19 protein-coding genes are annotated in these 16,386 nt (G+C 67.3%); 16 read left to right on the top strand and 3 right to left on the bottom strand.

Annotated features, from left to right (window positions below):
* Position 1: 1 nt before the first annotated feature.
* Positions 2-364 carry an outer membrane protein assembly factor BamE gene (locus TK90_RS10290; protein ID WP_012983417.1) on the bottom strand — a complete coding sequence of 121 codons (363 nt, stop codon included), beginning with the start codon at positions 362-364 and terminating at the stop codon, positions 2-4.
* Positions 365-464: 100 nt separating this feature from the next.
* On the opposite strand from TK90_RS10290, the gene fur reads away from it, so the two are divergent.
* On the top strand, positions 465-890 hold the full coding sequence (gene fur, locus TK90_RS10285) for a ferric iron uptake transcriptional regulator (protein ID WP_012983416.1): 426 nt from the start codon (positions 465-467) through the stop codon (positions 888-890).
* Positions 891-1,067: 177 nt separating this feature from the next.
* On the opposite strand, the gene TK90_RS10280 is transcribed toward fur, so the two are convergent.
* Positions 1,068-1,757, bottom strand: a complete 690-nt coding sequence (locus tag TK90_RS10280; RefSeq protein ID WP_012983415.1) for a glutathione S-transferase family protein — start codon at positions 1,755-1,757, stop codon at positions 1,068-1,070.
* Between the two features lie 109 nt (positions 1,758-1,866).
* Between TK90_RS10280 and TK90_RS10275 the strand changes: the two genes are divergently transcribed.
* The 13 genes from TK90_RS10275 to TK90_RS10215 all read left to right on the top strand — a co-directional run bounded on the left by TK90_RS10275 (position 1,867) and on the right by TK90_RS10215 (position 13,435).
* Entirely contained in the window at positions 1,867-2,292 is a 426-nt protein-coding gene (locus TK90_RS10275) for an RNA-binding S4 domain-containing protein (RefSeq protein WP_012983414.1), read from the top strand.
* Positions 2,293-2,312: 20 nt separating this feature from the next.
* Positions 2,313-2,759: an NUDIX hydrolase gene (locus tag TK90_RS10270; RefSeq protein WP_017925775.1), complete on the top strand. Its 447-nt coding sequence runs from the start codon at positions 2,313-2,315 to the stop codon at positions 2,757-2,759.
* A 76-nt stretch (positions 2,760-2,835) separates the two neighbouring features.
* Positions 2,836-4,221: a polynucleotide adenylyltransferase PcnB gene (gene pcnB / locus TK90_RS10265; protein WP_012983412.1), complete on the top strand. Its 1,386-nt coding sequence runs from the start codon at positions 2,836-2,838 to the stop codon at positions 4,219-4,221.
* Positions 4,218-4,748: a 2-amino-4-hydroxy-6-hydroxymethyldihydropteridine diphosphokinase gene (gene folK, locus TK90_RS10260; RefSeq protein WP_012983411.1), complete on the top strand. Its 531-nt coding sequence runs from the start codon at positions 4,218-4,220 to the stop codon at positions 4,746-4,748. The genes pcnB and folK overlap by 4 nt, the downstream gene beginning before the upstream one ends.
* The gene (locus tag TK90_RS10255; RefSeq protein ID WP_012983410.1) at positions 4,745-5,395 is read left to right on the top strand and encodes a deoxynucleoside kinase; all 651 of its coding nucleotides are present in this window, start codon (positions 4,745-4,747) and stop codon (positions 5,393-5,395) included. The genes folK and TK90_RS10255 overlap by 4 nt, the downstream gene beginning before the upstream one ends.
* A gap of 36 nt (positions 5,396-5,431) precedes the next feature.
* On the top strand, positions 5,432-6,226 hold the full coding sequence (gene panB, locus TK90_RS10250; RefSeq protein WP_012983409.1) for a 3-methyl-2-oxobutanoate hydroxymethyltransferase: 795 nt from the start codon (positions 5,432-5,434) through the stop codon (positions 6,224-6,226).
* Positions 6,227-6,277: 51 nt separating this feature from the next.
* The gene (gene panC, locus TK90_RS10245; RefSeq protein WP_012983408.1) at positions 6,278-7,159 is read left to right on the top strand and encodes a pantoate--beta-alanine ligase; all 882 of its coding nucleotides are present in this window, start codon (positions 6,278-6,280) and stop codon (positions 7,157-7,159) included.
* Positions 7,160-7,251: 92 nt separating this feature from the next.
* Entirely contained in the window at positions 7,252-7,632 is a 381-nt protein-coding gene (gene panD, locus TK90_RS10240; RefSeq protein WP_012983407.1) for an aspartate 1-decarboxylase, read from the top strand.
* Positions 7,633-7,714: 82 nt separating this feature from the next.
* A complete protein-coding gene (sucC, locus tag TK90_RS10235; protein ID WP_012983406.1) occupies positions 7,715-8,875 on the top strand; it encodes an ADP-forming succinate--CoA ligase subunit beta in 1,161 nt (386 codons plus the stop codon).
* Positions 8,872-9,747, top strand: a complete 876-nt coding sequence (gene sucD, locus TK90_RS10230; RefSeq protein WP_012983405.1) for a succinate--CoA ligase subunit alpha — start codon at positions 8,872-8,874, stop codon at positions 9,745-9,747. Before sucC ends, sucD begins: the two co-directional genes overlap by 4 nt.
* A 9-nt stretch (positions 9,748-9,756) precedes the next feature.
* Positions 9,757-11,451: an NAD+ synthase gene (locus TK90_RS10225; RefSeq protein ID WP_012983404.1), complete on the top strand. Its 1,695-nt coding sequence runs from the start codon at positions 9,757-9,759 to the stop codon at positions 11,449-11,451.
* A 226-nt stretch (positions 11,452-11,677) separates the two neighbouring features.
* The gene (locus TK90_RS10220) at positions 11,678-12,709 is read left to right on the top strand and encodes an IS110 family transposase (protein WP_012983403.1); all 1,032 of its coding nucleotides are present in this window, start codon (positions 11,678-11,680) and stop codon (positions 12,707-12,709) included.
* Positions 12,710-13,096: 387 nt separating this feature from the next.
* Entirely contained in the window at positions 13,097-13,435 is a 339-nt protein-coding gene (locus tag TK90_RS10215; protein ID WP_012983402.1) for a P-II family nitrogen regulator, read from the top strand.
* 146 nt (positions 13,436-13,581) lie between these two features.
* Here the strand turns inward: TK90_RS10215 and TK90_RS10210 are convergent, their stop codons facing one another.
* Positions 13,582-14,421, bottom strand: a complete 840-nt coding sequence (locus TK90_RS10210) for an outer membrane protein assembly factor BamD (protein ID WP_012983401.1) — start codon at positions 14,419-14,421, stop codon at positions 13,582-13,584.
* A 106-nt stretch (positions 14,422-14,527) separates the two neighbouring features.
* On the opposite strand from TK90_RS10210, the gene rluD reads away from it, so the two are divergent.
* Together rluD and pgeF are read left to right on the top strand one after the other, a co-directional pair.
* Complete coding sequence (gene rluD, locus TK90_RS10205; RefSeq protein WP_012983400.1) at positions 14,528-15,487, top strand: 23S rRNA pseudouridine(1911/1915/1917) synthase RluD; 960 nt, start codon at positions 14,528-14,530, stop codon at positions 15,485-15,487.
* Positions 15,477-16,295 carry a peptidoglycan editing factor PgeF gene (gene pgeF, locus TK90_RS10200; protein WP_012983399.1) on the top strand — a complete coding sequence of 273 codons (819 nt, stop codon included), beginning with the start codon at positions 15,477-15,479 and terminating at the stop codon, positions 16,293-16,295. The genes rluD and pgeF overlap by 11 nt, the downstream gene beginning before the upstream one ends.
* Positions 16,296-16,386: the final 91 nt, after the last annotated feature.

Below are 16,386 nucleotides of genomic sequence, written 5' to 3'. Positions count from 1 at the left end.
ATCAGTTGTCGTCGAGCTCGACCGGGTACTCGTCCAGCGCGATCGGCTGCGGCACGTCGGAGTCGACGTAGCTGACTACGCCATTTTCGAAGAACACCGTTACGCGGCGCTGCTCCGTGGGCCCGATTCCGGGACGGCGATAGTAGACGTAATCCCAGCGGTCTTCGCGCTTGAACGCGCCGTCGATCTGCGGCGTACCCATCAGAAAACGGACCTGCTGCGGGGTCATGCCGGGCTGGATCTGGGCGACTTGTGTCGCGTCGATGACATTGCCCTGCTGTACATCGAGGCGGAACTGGTTGAAGCCACTGCAGGCGCTGAGCAGGCTTGCAGCCACGGCAATAGAAATGAGAATCTTGATCATCGAGCCGGCGGGTCCCCAGAAGTCGGATGGGCCGTTGAACGCGCATGGTACACCAAAGCGTCCGGATGCTCTCAAGCAATCGGGTGACGGGAATCGAAGGATGGAAACAAGCGATCTCAAGAAAGCGGGGCTCAAGGTCACGCTGCCACGGATGAAGATCCTCGAGATCCTCGAGAACTCGGAAACGCGTCACCTGACCGCCGAGGCCATTTACCGCGAGCTGCTCGACTCTGGCGAGGAGATCGGGCTGGCGACAGTCTACCGCGTGCTGACCCAGTTCGAGGCTGCGGGGCTGGTCTGCCGTCTGCATCTGGAAGGCAACCAGGCCGTGTTCGAGCTGGAGCGCGGCGGACACCACGATCACATCGTCTGTAACCAGTGCGGCCGCGTCGAAGAGTTCTTCGACGAGACCATCGAGACCCGCCAGCGGGAGGTCGCGCGCCAGCACGGCTTCTCCATCAAGGACCACGCCCTGGTCCTGTACGGCGACTGCAGCGACAGCGCCTGCCCCCACCGCCCGGTCTGACGCGCCCTCGCGCGGCTTTTCAGTCCGGCCGCTTTGTAGCTGGGCCCGGTTGGTCATCCTGTGTTTACGGTGGCTTCGGCCGGCCGAAAGCACGTGAACACCGGATGCCGAACCAGAGCCGGCCACAGAGACGTGTGCTATTGCCACGTCCGACCCGGCGGGGCCCCGGGCCTGGCCTCAGGTCGTATCGGCGAGACGCGAGGCGATGTGCGCCGGGGCGAAGCCTTTCTGTGCGCGCAGGTAGGCGGCCAGACGCGCCGCAAAGTCGGCGGGGACCGAGGTGGAGACCGCGTCCATGTCGCGCAGCGTTTCCCAGCGCTCGGCCAGGCGCGGAAACGCCTCCGGCTCCCAGGGGTTGTCGATGTCGTCGATCAGGCTGTAGCGCAGCAGGACCGGCGCGAGGGTCGCGTCGATCAGGGTGAAGGCATGCCCCATGAGCAACGAATCGGTCGCCAGTTCTCGTTCCAGCCGCTCCAGCCCGCGCGAGGCCGCATGGCGCTCCATCTCGAAGGCCTCTTCGTCGCCCGCTGTCATCCAGCGGTACTGCGTCATGGTCTGCTCGCCCAGATATTCGATCCAGGCGCGCGTGCGGGCCTGCTGTAGCGGCGGGTCCGGCATCAGAGGGGGTGGGGTGATGGCATCGACGTATTCGTTGATCACCGCCGACTCGAACAGCACAGTGTCGTGATCGACCTTCAGGATCGGCACCTTGCCGAGCGGAGACTGCTCGCGAAACCAGTCGGGCGGGTTCGCGAGATCGATATAGGTCACTTCGAACGGTGCCTGCTTGTATTTCAGCGTGATCACGCTACGCTGAACGAAAGGACAAAGGTCAAAGCTGATCAGGTGCAGATGCGGGAGTTTCATGACGTGCCGAAGCCCCATGCGGGGCCCCATCCTCTGATGGTGGAAAGTCGCGCATTGTCCATGCCCGCGATCCGGCGGGAAAGTCCAGTGCCTCCAGTGCGAGGGCCTCTTGGCCGGGGCTGAGGCACGCGCAGCGCCCGCCGGCGGGTTGCGCATCGACAAGTGGCTTTGGGCCGCGCGCTTCTTCAAGACCCGCGCGCTGGCCACCGAGGCCGTCAGTGGCGGCAAGGTCCATGTGAACGGCGAGCGCTGCAAACCCGCTCGCCGGGTGCACCCGGGCGATCGCCTGACGATTCATCGCGGCCAGCAGACCTGGGAGATCGACGTACGGGCGCTGAATGATCAGCGTCGGCCCGCCCCCGAGGCGCGCGAGTTGTATGCCGAGACGTCGGAGAGCGAGGCCCGGCGCGAGGCCGAGTCCGAACGTCGGCGCTCGGAACGGGCGGTGGCCGACAGCGCCCCCAGTCGCCGCCCGGACAAGCGCCAGCGCCGCCAGATCCGGCGTTTCATCCGCCAGGACGGTCAAGACGAATGAGTGGCCCACCCCAAACACCCTTGCTGGCCGCGGATGTGGTGATCCATCACCCCGCCCACCCTGGCCGTGTTCTGGTGATCGAGCGGCGCAACCCGCCCCATGGCTGGGCCCTCCCCGGGGGCTTCGTGGATGTCGGTGAGTCGGTCGAGCAGGCCGCCGTGCGCGAGGCCCTGGAGGAGACGGGCCTGCAGGTCACGCTCGAAGCCCTGCTGGGTGTTTACTCCGATCCCGCACGGGATCCGCGCGGGCACACCGTCAGTGCTGTATTCGTGGCGCGCGGCGCTGGCGAGGCCCGTGCGGCCGATGATGCGGCGGACTGTGCCTGGCTGGATCCCGACGATCAGGGACAGCCCCTGGTCTTTGACCACCGGCGCATCCTCGATGACTATCTGCGCTACCGCTTGACCGGCGAAACGGCGCCGCTGCGCCTGATGTCGCCGGGGGCGGGGCCAGGGGGCGGAACATGATGTCCGAACCTCCGGTCCTTTCCCGTACCGGCTTGCTGTTACCATACTGCGCTTTCGTTCACGGAACCCGAACCGAGTGACCCAGGCCGATCCTGCAACCCCGTCCGCCGCGATCCCCGAACCGCGCGTGTATTCACGCGAGGAACACGGCATTTCGCGCGCCGCGATTGACGATAACGCCCTGAAGGTGCTCTATCGCCTGCGCGATGCGGGTTATCGCGCCTGCCTGGTGGGTGGGGGAGTGCGCGATCTGCTGCTGGGGCGCGAGCCAAAGGACTTCGATATCGCGACCGATGCCACGCCGGATCAGGTACGCGGGCTGTTCCGTAACTGCCGTCTGATCGGGCGGCGTTTCCGCCTGGCCCATGTCCTGTTCGGTCGCGAGGTGATCGAGGTCGCCACCTTCCGTGCGCCGCACGACGAGGACGACGACAACGACGGGCAGGTGGCGCTGAGCGAAGAGGGTCGCATCCTGCGCGACAACCGCTACGGCACGATCGAGCAGGATGCGGTGCGGCGGGACTTCAGCGTGAATGCGCTGTACTACGACATCGACGACTTCTCGGTGCTCGACTACACCGGCGGGGTCGAAGACCTGCGCGAGGGTGTGCTGCGCCTGATCGGAGACGACGTCGAGACGCGGCTGCGCGAGGACCCGGTACGCATGCTGCGCGCCGTGCGCTTCTCCGCGAAGCTGGGGCTGCGCATTGCGCCCGAGGTCGAGGCCGGGATCCGCGAGCTCGCGGGCCTGATGCAGACGGTGGCCCCGGCACGGTTGTTCGACGAGGTGATCAAGCTGTTCCACAGTGGTGCGGCGGTCACCTGCCTGGATGAACTGGAGCGCTTTGGTCTGTTCGCGCCGATGTTCCCGGAGGCGGCCGAGTGCTTCGCCGATCCGGATGTGGGCGCCGAGCGGCGGCAGTTCCTGGTCGAGTCGTTGCTCAATACTGACAAGCGCATCAACGAAGAGCTTGGGGTCAACCCGGCGTTTCTTTATGCCGCGATCCTGTGGGCCCCGGTGCAGGTGGCGGCGACCCGGCGCATCGAGGACGGCGAGCAGGAGATCCCGGCCTGGCAGCAGGCGATGGCCGAGGTGCTGGATCGCCAGGTGAAGACGGTGTCGATCCCCAAGCGCTTCAGCCTGATCGTGCGTGAGATCTGGGAGCTGCAGGCGCGGCTGGAACGGGCGCGGGGTGGCCGCGCGCTGCGCCTGCTGACGCATCCGCGTTTCCGAGCGGGATACGATTTTCTCTGCCTGCGCGCCCGCGCGGGCGATGCCGACCCGGAACTGTGTCGCTGGTGGACCGAGTTCCAGGAGAAGGACGAGGGCGAGCAGAAGAAGATGGCTGGGGGCGGCGGCAAGGGTAAGGGCCGTGCCCGCCGTGGCGGGCGTCGCCGAAAACGTCGACGCACGGGCGATGGCGAAGCCGGCAGCTCGAATGACGGCGGGGATGCGGCATGACCGACGCTGGTTTGCAGGTGTTCGTGGGCATCGGCGCCAATCTTGGCGACCCCGAGGATCAGGTGCGCGAGGCCTTTCGGCGCCTGGCCGGTGACGTGCCGCAGACGCTGCTGACGGGGCAGTCGCGGCTGTACCGAAACCCGCCGATGGGCCCGCAGGACCAGCCGGACTACGTGAATGCCGTGGCCCGGCTGCACACCCGGCTCGAACCCCTGGAGCTGCTGCATGCGCTGCAAGCGATCGAGGCCGACTGTGGCCGCGAGCGCGATGGCACCCGCTGGGGGCCGCGCCTGCTCGACCTGGACATCTTGCTGTACGGGGATCAGGTGCTGGACCTGCCCGGGCTGCATGTACCCCATCCGGGCCTGGCCGAGCGCGACTTCGTGGTCCTGCCGCTGGCCGAGCTGGCACCGGGTCTGAAGATTCCGGGTGAGGGCCTGATCGAGCGGCTCGCCCGCCGCTTCGATGGCGCCTCGCTGGTCGCGCTGGAGGACCCGAACGTTGCCCGTGCTGGAGGGCAGCGGTGAGTCTGAGCAACTTCGATTTTGTTGCGGTGGAAGGACCGATCGGGGTGGGCAAGTCCAGCCTCGCGCGTCTGCTGTCGGAACACCTGCGGGCTGAGGGAATTTTTGAAGCACCGGACGAGAACCCGTTCCTCGAGCGCTTCTACCAGGAGCCGGACAAACACGCCCTGGCCACGCAGCTGCATTTTCTGGTGCAGCGTGTGCGGCAGCTGACGCCGGTCAGCCAGAAGGGCCTGTTCGAGCAGCGCCACGTGGCCGACTACGTGATGGACAAGGACCCGCTGTTCGCCGAGCTCAACCTGCACCCTGACGAGCTGGAGATCTACCGCGAGATGTTTCGGCATCTGCGCGCGGGTCTGCCACGACCTGATCTGGTGATCTACCTGCAGGCGCCCGTGGAAGTGCTGCTGGACCGCATTCGCCAGCGTGCGCGACCGTACGAACGTCACATCGAGGCGCATTACCTGGAACGCCTGAACGCCGCCTATGCGGAATTCTTCTATCATTTCGAAGGGGCGGCACTGGTGATCGTGAACGCCACCGAGATCGACTGGGTGAACAATCCGGCCGATTTCGAACAGCTGGTGCAGTTCCTGGAGCCGATCCAGGGTGGCCGACACTATTTCAATCCGCTGCCGATCACGCTCTGACGTGCGGCAGACCGATCCCGCCCGGGAGGCAGACTGATGCGGCCGATCACGGTCAATACGCTGGCCAGGCGCAAGCAGGCCGGCGAACCGATTACCTGTCTGACGGCGTATGATGCGTCCTTTGCCGCGCTACTGGATCGCTGTGGCGTGGACGTCATCCTGGTCGGGGATTCGCTCGGCATGGTGGTGCAGGGGCACCCGACCACGCTGCCGGTGACAATTGACGACATGTGTTATCACGTCGCAAATGTTGCTCGTGTGACCCATAACGCAATGATTATGGCGGACTTGCCGTTTCTTGGCGACGCCGATGCACCGACCGCGTTGCAGCAGTCCGGGGCCTTGCTGCGTGCCGGTGCGCACATGGTCAAGGTCGAGTGCGGTCTGGCCGAGCTGCCGATCGTCGAGCGCCTGGTGGCCGCCGGGATTCCCGTTTGTGCCCATCTGGGCCTGACGCCGCAGGCGGTGCATCGCATGGGTGGCTATCGTGTACAGGGTCGTGACCCGCACGCCGCCGCCGAGATGGAATCGCTGGCCGCACGCCTGGAAGCGGCGGGTGCCCAGGGCCTGCTCCTGGAAAGCGTACCGGAGGAGCTGGCGAACGCGATCGTGCGCGCGACCGATATCCCGGTGATCGGGATCGGCGCCAGCCCGCGCTGCGATGGCCAGGTCCTGGTGATCCAGGACGTGATTGGTCTGACGCCCGAGCCGCCGCGTTTCGCCCGCGACTTTCTGGGCGACGGTGGCTCGCTGGAGGGCGCAGTTCGCGCCTATTGCGAGGCGGTGCGTGCGCGCACGTTCCCTGAATCCGGCGTGCACACGTACCGTTAGTTCTTTCTTTTTTCCGTCCATGAGGACCCCGGCCCAAGAGACCCCTGGCCCATGAGAATCCTGCGTGACCGGCCCCAGTTGGTGGCCATGCATCGAGAATGGGCCCGCAAGGGCCGCGGAACCATTGCCCTGATCCCCACGATGGGGCACCTGCACGAGGGGCATATGACGCTGATCCGGCATGCCCGGGCGCGTTCGCAGCGCGTGGTGGTTTCGATTTTCGTGAATCCGATGCAGTTCGACCGCCCCGAGGACCTGGAGCGCTATCCGCGCACCCTGGAGGAGGACTCGCGCCTGCTGACCGAGGCGGGTGTGGACGCGGTGTTCTGCCCGTCGGAGGAGGACATGTACCCGAACGACGGCATGCCACCGGTACGCGTGGTGGTGCCGGGGCTCTCGGAGATTCTGGAAGGGGCCTTTCGTCCGGGGCACTTCGACGGCGTGGCCACCGTGGTAACCAAGCTGTTCAACCTGGTGCGGCCGGATATCGCGCTGTTCGGGGAGAAGGACTACCAGCAGTTCAAGCTGATCGAGCGGATGGTGCAGGGGCTGGATATCCCGGTGCGGGTCGAGGCAATCCCGACAGTACGCGAGAGGGATGGCCTGGCCTGCAGCTCGCGCAACGACCAGTTGCCCGAAGAGGCGCGGGTGATCGCGCCGGAGCTCAAGCGCGTGCTGGACGAAGTGGCCACGGTCTGCCGGGGCGCGACCGTATTCGATGCCGAGCGCATCCCCGAGGTCGAGGGGCGTGCCTGCGATCGTCTCCGCGAGGCCGGCTTCGACCCCGAATACCTGTCCATCCGCCGCGCGCAGGACCTGGCCGAGCCGGAGCATGGCGTGGCGCTGGCCGATCAGGACCTGGTCGTGCTGGCCGCCGCGTGGCTGGCGGAAGTCCGTCTGATCGACAACGTCCGCACCCGCCCGACGAACTGATCCGTGCCCGATTCGGGGTGGGGCATTTGCCGCGCCTGGCACAATCGCGGATAATTTTGCGCCCCCAGAGGTTATCGCCGGGAAAATCGCCGATGCACGTCACCATGCTCAAGGGCAAGCTGCACAAGGCCCAGGTCACTCATTGTGAGCTGGAGTACGAGGGCTCGTGCGCCATTGATACGCGGCTGCTGGAAGCCGCCGGCATCCTGCCGTTCGAGCAGATCCAGATCTACAACGTGGACAACGGCGAGCGCTTCACCACCTACGCGATCGAGGGCGAGCCGGGCTCCGGCATCATCTCGGTCAATGGCGCGGCCGCGCACAAGGCGGCGGTGGGGCACCGCGTGATCATCTGCGCCTACGCGCAGATGGAGGCCGCCGCGGCCCGCGAATTCACCCCGAACCTCGTGTATCTCGACGCCCGCAACGCGATCGTGCGCACCGGCCACGGCATCCCGGTGCAGGCCGCCTGAGAAACCACCCCTCGCGTTCGCCCCTGCAGTTGTAGGGCCCCGTAGTTGTAGGGCAACGGGCGCACCGCTATCCTCCACACCCATGAATCTCCACGAATTTCAGGCCAAGGCGCGCTTTCGCGACGCCGGCATCCCCGTTCCCGACGGACAGGTGATCACCCACACTGACGAACTCCCCGCGGCCTGGCAGGCACTGGGCGCCGAGCGTGTGCTGGTCAAGGCTCAGGTGCATTCCGGCGGACGCGGCAAGGCCGGTGGCGTGGTGATGGCGGATTCCCCCGAGGCCGCGCGCGAGGCGGCGGAGAAGCTGCTGGGCTCGCGTCTGGTCACCGGGCAGAGCGGCCCCGAGGGCCTGCCGGTGGATCAGCTCCTGCTGGAGCCAGCCGCGGACATCGCCCGCGAGTTCTATTTCGCCCTGCTGGTGGACCGGGCCCGCGAGCGCCTGGCGCTGGTGGTCTCCGCCGAGGGGGGCATGGACATCGAAACCCTGGCCGCCGAGCGGCCCGAGGCGGTGATCACCCTGCCGATCCACCCGGCCACGGGCGTGATGCCGTTTCACGGACGGCGGGTCGCGTTTGCCCTCGGGCTGTCGGGCGAGCCGGCCAAGGCGATGGCGCAACTGGTGACCAATGCCCATGCCCTGTTCCAGCAGGTGGATGCGCAGCTGCTGGAGATCAACCCGCTGGTGCTGACCGCTGACGACCAGCTGCTGGCCATCGACGCCAAGCTGACCGTGGACGACTCCGCCGCCTACCGCCAGAAGGCGCTGATGGCCGAACGTGACGCGCGCCAGCGCGACCCGGCCGAGGAAGAGGCGCACGAGCACGACCTCAACTACATCCGCCTGGACGGCTCCATCGGCTGCATGGTGAACGGCGCGGGGCTGGCCATGGCCACGATGGACCTGATCAAGCACCACGGTGGCGAGCCGGCCAACTTCCTGGATGTCGGCGGCGGCACGACGGTGGAGCGGGTCACGGCCGCGTTCAAGCTGATCCTGTCGGACCCCTCGGTGAAGGCGGTGCTGGTGAATATCTTTGGCGGCATTGTGCGCTGCGACCTGATCGCCGAGGGCATCATCGCCGCGATCCGCGAGGTGCAGGTCCAGGTGCCGGTGGTCGTGCGGCTGGAGGGTACCAACGCGGAACAGGGCCGCGAGGCGCTGGCCAGCTCCGGTCTGGACGTGATCCCGGCCGCGGACCTCGACCGCGCGGCGCGCACCGTGGTGGAGGCCGTGGCATGAGCATCCTCGTCGACCGCGATACGAAGGTGATCTGCCAGGGCTTTACCGGCAAGCAGGGCAGCTTCCACTCCGAGCAGGCGATCGCCTACGGCACCCGTCTGGTCGGGGGCGTGACGCCCGGCAAGGGTGGGCAGACGCATCTGGACCGTCCGGTGTTCGATACCGTCGCTGATGCGGTGGCGCAGACCGGCGCGACCGTCAGCATGATCTATGTCCCGGCCCCGTTCGCGGCCGATGCGATCTGCGAAGCGGCGGATGCCGGCATCGAGCTGGCCGTGTGCATCACCGAGGGCATCCCGGTACAGGACATGATCCGCGTGAAGCAGGTCCTGGCCGGCAGTTCGACGCGCCTGATCGGGCCGAACTGCCCCGGCATCATCACGCCGGATGCCTGCAAGGTCGGCATCATGCCCGGCTATATCCATCAGCGCGGGCGCATCGGCATCATCTCGCGTTCCGGCACCCTGACCTACGAGGCCGTCAAGCAGACCTCGGATCGGGGCCTGGGCCAGAGTACCTGTATCGGTATCGGTGGCGACCCGATCCAGGGGCTTGACTTCGTCGACTGCCTGCGCCTGTTCCGCGACGACCCGGAGACCGACGGCGTGCTGCTGGTCGGCGAGATCGGCGGCGATGCCGAGGAACGCGCCGCGCGCTATATCGAGAACGAGTTCGACAAGCCGGTGGCGGCCTACATCGCGGGCGCCACCGCGCCGCCCGGACGTCGCATGGGCCATGCCGGGGCGATCATCGCCGGCGGCCAGGGCACGGCCGAACAGAAGATGGCGGCCCTGCGTGCGGCCGGGGCGAGCGTGGCCGAGAGCCCGGCCGAACTCGGCCAGGCCATGCAGTCCGCGCTCGATCGCGCCTGATACGCCGCGATGGCGTCCACCGATGACCTGCCGCTGGCCCTGGCCCAGATCAACCCGATCGTGGGCGGGCTGGATACGAACCGCCACCTGATCGAGGACGCGATCGAACAGGCCCGCGCCGCCGGTGCGCGCGCGGTGGTCTTCCCCGAACTCGCCCTGACCGGCTACCCCCCGGAGGACCTGCTGCTGCGCCCGGCCTTCCTGCGCGCGGTGGAGCAGTCCCTGGCCGCGATTACACGCTCGGTAGCGGGCATCGACGTGATCCTCGGCGCGCCGGTTCCCACCGAGAAGGGTCTGGTGAACGCCGCGCTGTGGCTGCGCGACGGTCGCGAGATCGCGCGCTATGCCAAGCAGGTCCTGCCCAACTATTCGGTATTCGACGAACAGCGCTATTTCGTCGCGGGCGATCAGGCCTGCGTGGTTGAGCTGGCGGGCTGGCGGATCGGCCTGACCGTCTGCGAGGACATCTGGCAGGCGGCGCCAGCCGCTGCCGCACAGGCGGCCGGCGCCGAACTGATCCTGAACCTGAATGCCTCGCCCTATCATCGCGGCAAGGCCGAGGAGCGCCTGCAGGTGGTGGGCGCGCGGGTCGCCGAGACCGGCTGCCCGGTGGTCTACGTGAACCAGGTGGGCGGTCAGGACGAGCTGGTGTTCGACGGCCGCTCCTTCGTGCACGACGCCGCGCATGGCGCGCGCGCGGTGCTGCCGGCCTGGGCGACCGGGTATGCCCTGGTGCAGGGCCGGCGCGGACCGTCCGGGATCGAACTGCAGCCCCGTCCCGAGACCATGCACCTGTCCGCCTGCGGCATCCGCCCGACGCTGACCGACCCCGGCCCGGAGCCGGACGAGGCGGATGCCCGCGACCTCTACCAGGCCCTGATGATCGGCATCCGCGACTATGTCGCCAAGAATGGGTTTCCCGGCGTGCTGCTGGGCCTGTCCGGCGGCATCGACTCGGGGCTGACGGCCGCACTGGCGGTGGACGCCCTGGGTCCGGCCGCCGTGACGGCGGTGATGATGCCGTATCGCTACACCGCGTCGATGAGTATCGAGGATGCCGAGGCACAGGCCCGGCTGCTGGGTATCGAGTACCACGAGATCGCGATTGAGCCGATGGTGCAGGACTTCCTCGAGGGCCTGTCACCGGCGTTCGACGCGATGCCCGCCCATGCGGGGGATGTGACCGAGGAGAACCTGCAGTCGCGCGCCCGCGGGGTGCTGCTGATGGCACTGTCGAACCGCAGCGGCAAGCTGCTGCTGGCGACCGGCAACAAGTCGGAGATGGCCGTCGGCTATTCCACGCTGTATGGCGACATGAACGGCGGCTTTGCCCCACTCAAGGATGTCTCCAAGCAGTGGGTGTACCGCCTGGCGCGCTGGCGCAATACGCGTGGCGCGGCGATCCCCGAGCGGGTGATCGAGCGTCCGCCCAGCGCCGAACTGGCGCCCGACCAGAAGGATGCCGATTCGCTGCCCCCCTACGAGGTGCTGGATGCGGTGCTGGAGGCCTTCGTCGAACAGGAGCGCTCGGTGGAGGAGATCGTGGCCGATGGCTTTGATCATGCCACTGTGGAGCGCATCGCGCGGCTGGTTTTCCGGGCCGAGTACAAGCGACGTCAGGCCCCGCCCGGCGTGCGTGTCAGCCGGCGGGCCTTCGGCCGCGACCGGCGCTACCCGATCACCTCCGGCTACCGCCCGGACTGAGTGCTCCGCAGATCGCGGCGTCGGACCCGGTCATTGCGAGGAGCGTAGCAACGAAGCAATCGGGCCGGGCAAACGCAGCGCTGGATGCAAACGACGCGGGTTCAGGAAACCGATTGCCACGTCGCCTTCGGCTCCTCAATGGAATGGACGCCCCCGCCCTATTACGGCATCGCGATGTGCCAGAGTGGGGGTGTGAACTCTCACTCGAAGCGACGGAGGCGTCCAGATGCAGGTTACAACACTCGGCATTGATCTCGCGAAGAACGTGTTTCAGGTCCACGGCGTGGATGCGCAGGGCCGGAAGGTGTTTTCGAAGGCGATCACGCGGAAGAAGCTGCTTGCGTTCCTGGCGCAGCTGCCGGCGTGCCGGGTGGGCATGGAGGCCTGCGGGAGTGCCCATTACTGGGCCCGTGAGTTGCAGGCGTTGGGGCACGAGGTGCGGCTGATGGCGCCGCAGTTCGTGAAGCCCTACGTGAAGACGAACAAGAACGACCGGGCGGACGCCGAGGCGATCTGTGAGGCGGTGACCCGCCCGAACATGCGTTTCGTGCCGATCAAGACGCCCGACCAGCAGGCGGTACTGGCTTTGCACCGGGTGCGCGAGGGCCAGATCAAGGCGCGCACCGCGCAGGCCAACCAGTTGCGCGGCTTGCTGGCTGAGTTCGGGATCGTGGTGCCCCAGGGGATGACGACCCTGTTCCGCGAGCTCCCGGGGATCCTGGAGGACGCGGAGAACGGCTTGCCGGATCTGTTCCGCACGCTGCTGGCCGACCGGCTCGACGAGTTGCGGCGACTGGACCAGGCCGTGAAGGAACAGGAGCGCCAGATCCAGGCCTGGCATCGAAGTCATGCAGTCAGCCGGCGCCTGGCCGAGATCCCGGGGATCGGATCGATCAGCGCGACCGCCTTGGTCGCCGCGATCGGCAATGCCCGGCACTTCAAGAACGGTCGCCAGCTGGCCGCCTGGATGGGGCTGGTGCCCAAGCAGCACTCCAGTGGCGGCCAGTCGAACCTGCTGGGGATCAGCAAGCGCGGCGACCGCTACCTGCGCATGCTGCTGATCCACGGGGCGCGGTCCGCCCTGTTGGCGGATCAGCGCCGCGGCGAGGGCGGCGACCCTTGGCTCGAAGGGTTACGCCAGCGGCGCGGTTCCAACGTGGCCACCGTGGCCCTGGCCAACAAGAATGCCCGCACGGTCTGGGCCCTGATGGCCCATGACCGGACGTTTGACCCCGGCTTACGCGGCGCCGCCGCGTAAGCCTGAAAAAACGGAGAAGCGAACGCGTTATTACGTACCCAACCCTCGATTGCGCAAGCGATTGAGCATGATGGCAACGGGAGCGATCCCGGTGGGGGCCAGTCCGATCATTGCGAAGCACCTCGAGTGCGCGACCTCGCTGGGACCCTCCACCCGCGGAATCCATCCGGGACCGTGGCGAATGAAAGCCGCACACGCAGTCCGAATGTACGGGAGCAATCGTCGCCCCGAAACCATCTACTCAAACGCTTGGCAAACCGGGGGCGTCCATGTACGCAATGACGGGATGGTGAATCGGCCCGCCATGACGGCGCCGTGGCGGCGGTTTGGTACACTTTCGGATGCAAGACGAGCGCCCGCGCGGCGGGCACAACCAAAGGGATTCGCATGAAGAAGATCGAGGCGATCATCAAGCCGTTCAAGCTGGAGGATGTCCGCGAGGCCCTGACCGAGATGGGTATTGCCGGCATGACCGCGACCGAGGTCCAGGGCTTTGGTCGGCAGAAGGGCCATACCGAGCTTTATCGGGGTGCGGAATACGTGGTCGACTTCCTGCCCAAGGTGAAGCTGGAACTGGTGGTGGACGACGACCGCGTGGACGCCTGCATCGACGCGATCGTGAAGGCCTCGCGCACCGGCAAAATCGGGGACGGCAAGATCTTTGTTTCCGATATGGCCCGCGTGGTGCGCATCCGTACTGGCGAAGAGGGCAGCGAGGCGCTGTAACTAACCCCAGGGGCTCGTCGCAGGCGGGCTGAGCAACGCACCCGCCGCGGACACTACGGGTTCAGGAAGCCGCGGTTGCCACGTCGCCTGCGGTTCCTCGCAATGACAGCTTTTTCGCGCGGCCGGGGAGCAGGCATGCTCCCCGGTCAGTTCGTGAAGAACGGCAGGCGGTCGAACACGCGCCACAGGCCGCCGCGCGGCTCGCGCATCTCGATCGGCTCGCCGGCGCGTACGGCGACAGCCGCGTCGGGGTAGTTCAGCTCCAGGACCTGCATGGTCGCGTCGGCATAGTCCTCGAGCCCCAGCTCGGTGTAGGCGCGCCACAGCACACCCAGGGCCTGCGGCTGGACCTCGGCACCGGGATAGGTGGCCAGCACGTGGCGCGCGCGCTCGGCGCCCGCCACCCAGGCGGTGCGCTCCATGTAGAACTCGGCCACGCGCAGTTCGTAGGCGGCCAGCGCGTTGCGGATGTAGACCATCCGCAGGTAGGAGTCCTGCGCGTAGCGACTGTCCGGGAACTCTCGAATCAGGCGGTCGAAATCCTGGAAGGCCTGCTCGAAGGGCTCGGGGTCCATCTCCGCCGGGTCACGCGGGAACAGGTTGGCAAGGAAGCCCTGCTGGCGGTTGAAATTGATCAGCCCGCGCAGGTAGTAGGCATAATCCAGATTCGGGTGGCGCGGGTTGAGCTGGATGAAGCGGTCCACCGCGGCGATGGCGGCCTCCGGCTCGCGGGCCTTGTAATAGGCATACGGGATTTCGATCTGCGCCTGCTGGGCGTAGCGGCCGAACGGATAGCGGGCCTCGAGTTTCTCGTAGTATTCAACGGCCTGGTCGTAATTGCCCTCGTTCAGCGCGTTCTTGGCCTCGCCGTAGAGCTGGCTGGCCGACCAGCCAAGAGTCGGGTCTTCGCGGCCGGCGCAACCGGCGATCATGAGCGCCAGGAGCAGTACGGCCAGCAGACGCAGCAGGTTCGGGGCAGAAATCACGATGGGGCCTCGCAGATGAACCAATGTTCGCGGATTCTACAACATCACACCTGATGGCGGTGCCTGGCCGTTCGCAGGTTCGGGACAATCGAGACGAGTATCGCCAATGAACGAACCGCGATCCGCGGAACTCCCCGAGGAAGAGGCCGGCCAGCGGCTGGATGCCGCGCTGGCGCGGCTGTTCCCGGAGTATTCGCGCAGCCAGCTGACCCAGTGGCTGAAGGAAGGGGCCTTGACCGTGAACGGTGGCCAGCCGAAACCGCGCACGCCGGTGCAGGGCGGCGAGCATGTCGTGCTGGAGCCCCCGGAGGCCCCGGTCCTGGAGGCCGAGCCCGAGCCCATTGCGCTGGATATCGTCCATGAGGACCCCGCCGTACTGGTGATCAACAAGCCGGCCGGGCTGGTGGTGCATCCGGCGGCGGGGCATCGTGCCGGCACCCTGGTGAATGCCTTGCTGCACCATGACCCGAACCTCTCGCAGCTGCCGCGCGCCGGCGTGGTGCACCGGCTGGACAAGGACACCACCGGGCTGATGGTGGTGGCGCGTACGCCGCAGGCGCAGACCGCGCTGGTGCGCCAGTTGCAGCAGCGTACGGTGCACCGCGAGTACCGGGCGCTGGTACAGGGTCGCGTGATCAGCGGTGCCACGATCGAAGAGCCGATCGGCCGCCATCCGGTGGATCGCAAGCGTCAGGCGGTCACGGGGGGTGGCAAGCCGGCGGTGACCCACTACCGGGTGGCGGAGCGTTTCCCGGCGCATACCCTGCTGAACGTGCGTCTGGAGACCGGGCGAACCCACCAGATCCGCGTGCACATGGCGCATATCCGGCACCCGATCGTGGGTGATCCCGCCTATGGGGGGCGCCCGCGCCCGGTGCGCGGCATGGGCGAGGCGGCGAAGGCGGCGCTCGCGGCTTTTCGCCGCCAGGCACTGCATGCGGCGCGGTTGGAATTCGAGCATCCTGACAGTGGCGAAGTGCTCGCCTTCGAGGCCCCCGTGCCCGAGGATTTCGAGGCCCTGCTCGCCGCCCTGCGTACCGACCGGGAGGCTGACCATGACCGCTGAACTGATCCCCACGCTCGCGCCGGATTTCGGCGACCTTCCGTCGGGTGTCTGGGCGGTACAGAGCACCCGCGAGGGGGGCGTGAGTACGGGCCCCTGGCACTCGCTGAATCTCGCCCTGCATACCGGCGATGACCCCGAACATGTCGCCGAGAACCGCTACCGCCTGGAACACAGCCTGGGGATCGCGGAGCCCGTTGCCTGGCCGCGGCAGGTCCACGGCACGCGCGTGATTCGGGCCGAGGACCTGCTGGAGGCCCGGGAGCAGGACGAGGTGCCCGAAGCCGATGCAGTGTTCACCGACGTCCCTGGTGTGGTCTGTGCCGTGCAGACGGCGGACTGCCTGCCCGTCGTGCTGGCGACCGACGATGGCGAGGCAGTGGCCGTCGCGCATGCTGGCTGGCGCGGGCTGGCCGACGGGGTGCTGGAGGCGGCCGTCGAGGCCTTGCGCATTACGCGTCCGGAGGCGGAGATCCGCGCCTGGATGGGCGCGGCGATCGGGCCGGAGGCCTTCGAGGTCGGGCCGGAGGTACGCGATACCTTCCTCGATCACGATGTCGAGGCCGCGCCCGCGTTCCGCCCCGGACCGAACGGGCATTTCCACGCGGACATCTACGCGCTGGCCCGGCACCGCCTGGAGCGGGTCGATGTCGTGCATGTGGCAGGCGGCGGGCGCTGCACCTATTCGGAGGCCGGGCGGTTCTACTCCTACCGCCGGGACGGCGAGACCGGGCGCATGGGCACCCTGGTCTGGATCGGCGAGCCGGACGATGACCGTGGCATGGCAGAAGAATCCTCGTTTCCCTGGTAGAACCGGTATTCGGCGTTGCCAGCTTGAAGCTGCGAGCATTGCCCCCATCGTTCGTGTCAGTTCACCAAGATTTGACCGAGGGGTTTCCCAA

Origin of the sequence: Thioalkalivibrio sp. K90mix (assembly GCF_000025545.1) — a bacterium.
Classification (GTDB): Bacteria; Pseudomonadota; Gammaproteobacteria; order Ectothiorhodospirales; family Ectothiorhodospiraceae; genus Thioalkalivibrio.
The sequence above is the reverse complement of the archived record's forward strand: the minus strand, read 5'-3'. Positions and strand labels throughout refer to the sequence as shown.

Coding starts and splice junctions, on each gene's coding strand:
- panB (WP_012983409.1), top strand. CDS start 5,432: ATGCGGCCGATCACGGTCAATACGCTGGCCAGGCGCAAGCAGGCCGGC.
- TK90_RS10225 (WP_012983404.1), top strand. CDS start 9,757: ATGGCGTCCACCGATGACCTGCCGCTGGCCCTGGCCCAGATCAACCCG.
- TK90_RS10220 (WP_012983403.1), top strand. CDS start 11,678: ATGCAGGTTACAACACTCGGCATTGATCTCGCGAAGAACGTGTTTCAG.
- sucD (WP_012983405.1), top strand. CDS start 8,872: ATGAGCATCCTCGTCGACCGCGATACGAAGGTGATCTGCCAGGGCTTT.
- panC (WP_012983408.1), top strand. CDS start 6,278: ATGAGAATCCTGCGTGACCGGCCCCAGTTGGTGGCCATGCATCGAGAA.
- sucC (WP_012983406.1), top strand. CDS start 7,715: ATGAATCTCCACGAATTTCAGGCCAAGGCGCGCTTTCGCGACGCCGGC.
- panD (WP_012983407.1), top strand. CDS start 7,252: ATGCACGTCACCATGCTCAAGGGCAAGCTGCACAAGGCCCAGGTCACT.
- fur (WP_012983416.1), top strand. CDS start 465: ATGGAAACAAGCGATCTCAAGAAAGCGGGGCTCAAGGTCACGCTGCCA.
- folK (WP_012983411.1), top strand. CDS start 4,218: ATGACCGACGCTGGTTTGCAGGTGTTCGTGGGCATCGGCGCCAATCTT.
- TK90_RS10280 (WP_012983415.1), bottom strand. CDS start 1,757: ATGAAACTCCCGCATCTGCACCTGATCAGCTTTGACCTTTGTCCTTTC.
- TK90_RS10290 (WP_012983417.1), bottom strand. CDS start 364: ATGATCAAGATTCTCATTTCTATTGCCGTGGCTGCAAGCCTGCTCAGC.
- TK90_RS10215 (WP_012983402.1), top strand. CDS start 13,097: ATGAAGAAGATCGAGGCGATCATCAAGCCGTTCAAGCTGGAGGATGTC.
- pgeF (WP_012983399.1), top strand. CDS start 15,477: ATGACCGCTGAACTGATCCCCACGCTCGCGCCGGATTTCGGCGACCTT.
- rluD (WP_012983400.1), top strand. CDS start 14,528: ATGAACGAACCGCGATCCGCGGAACTCCCCGAGGAAGAGGCCGGCCAG.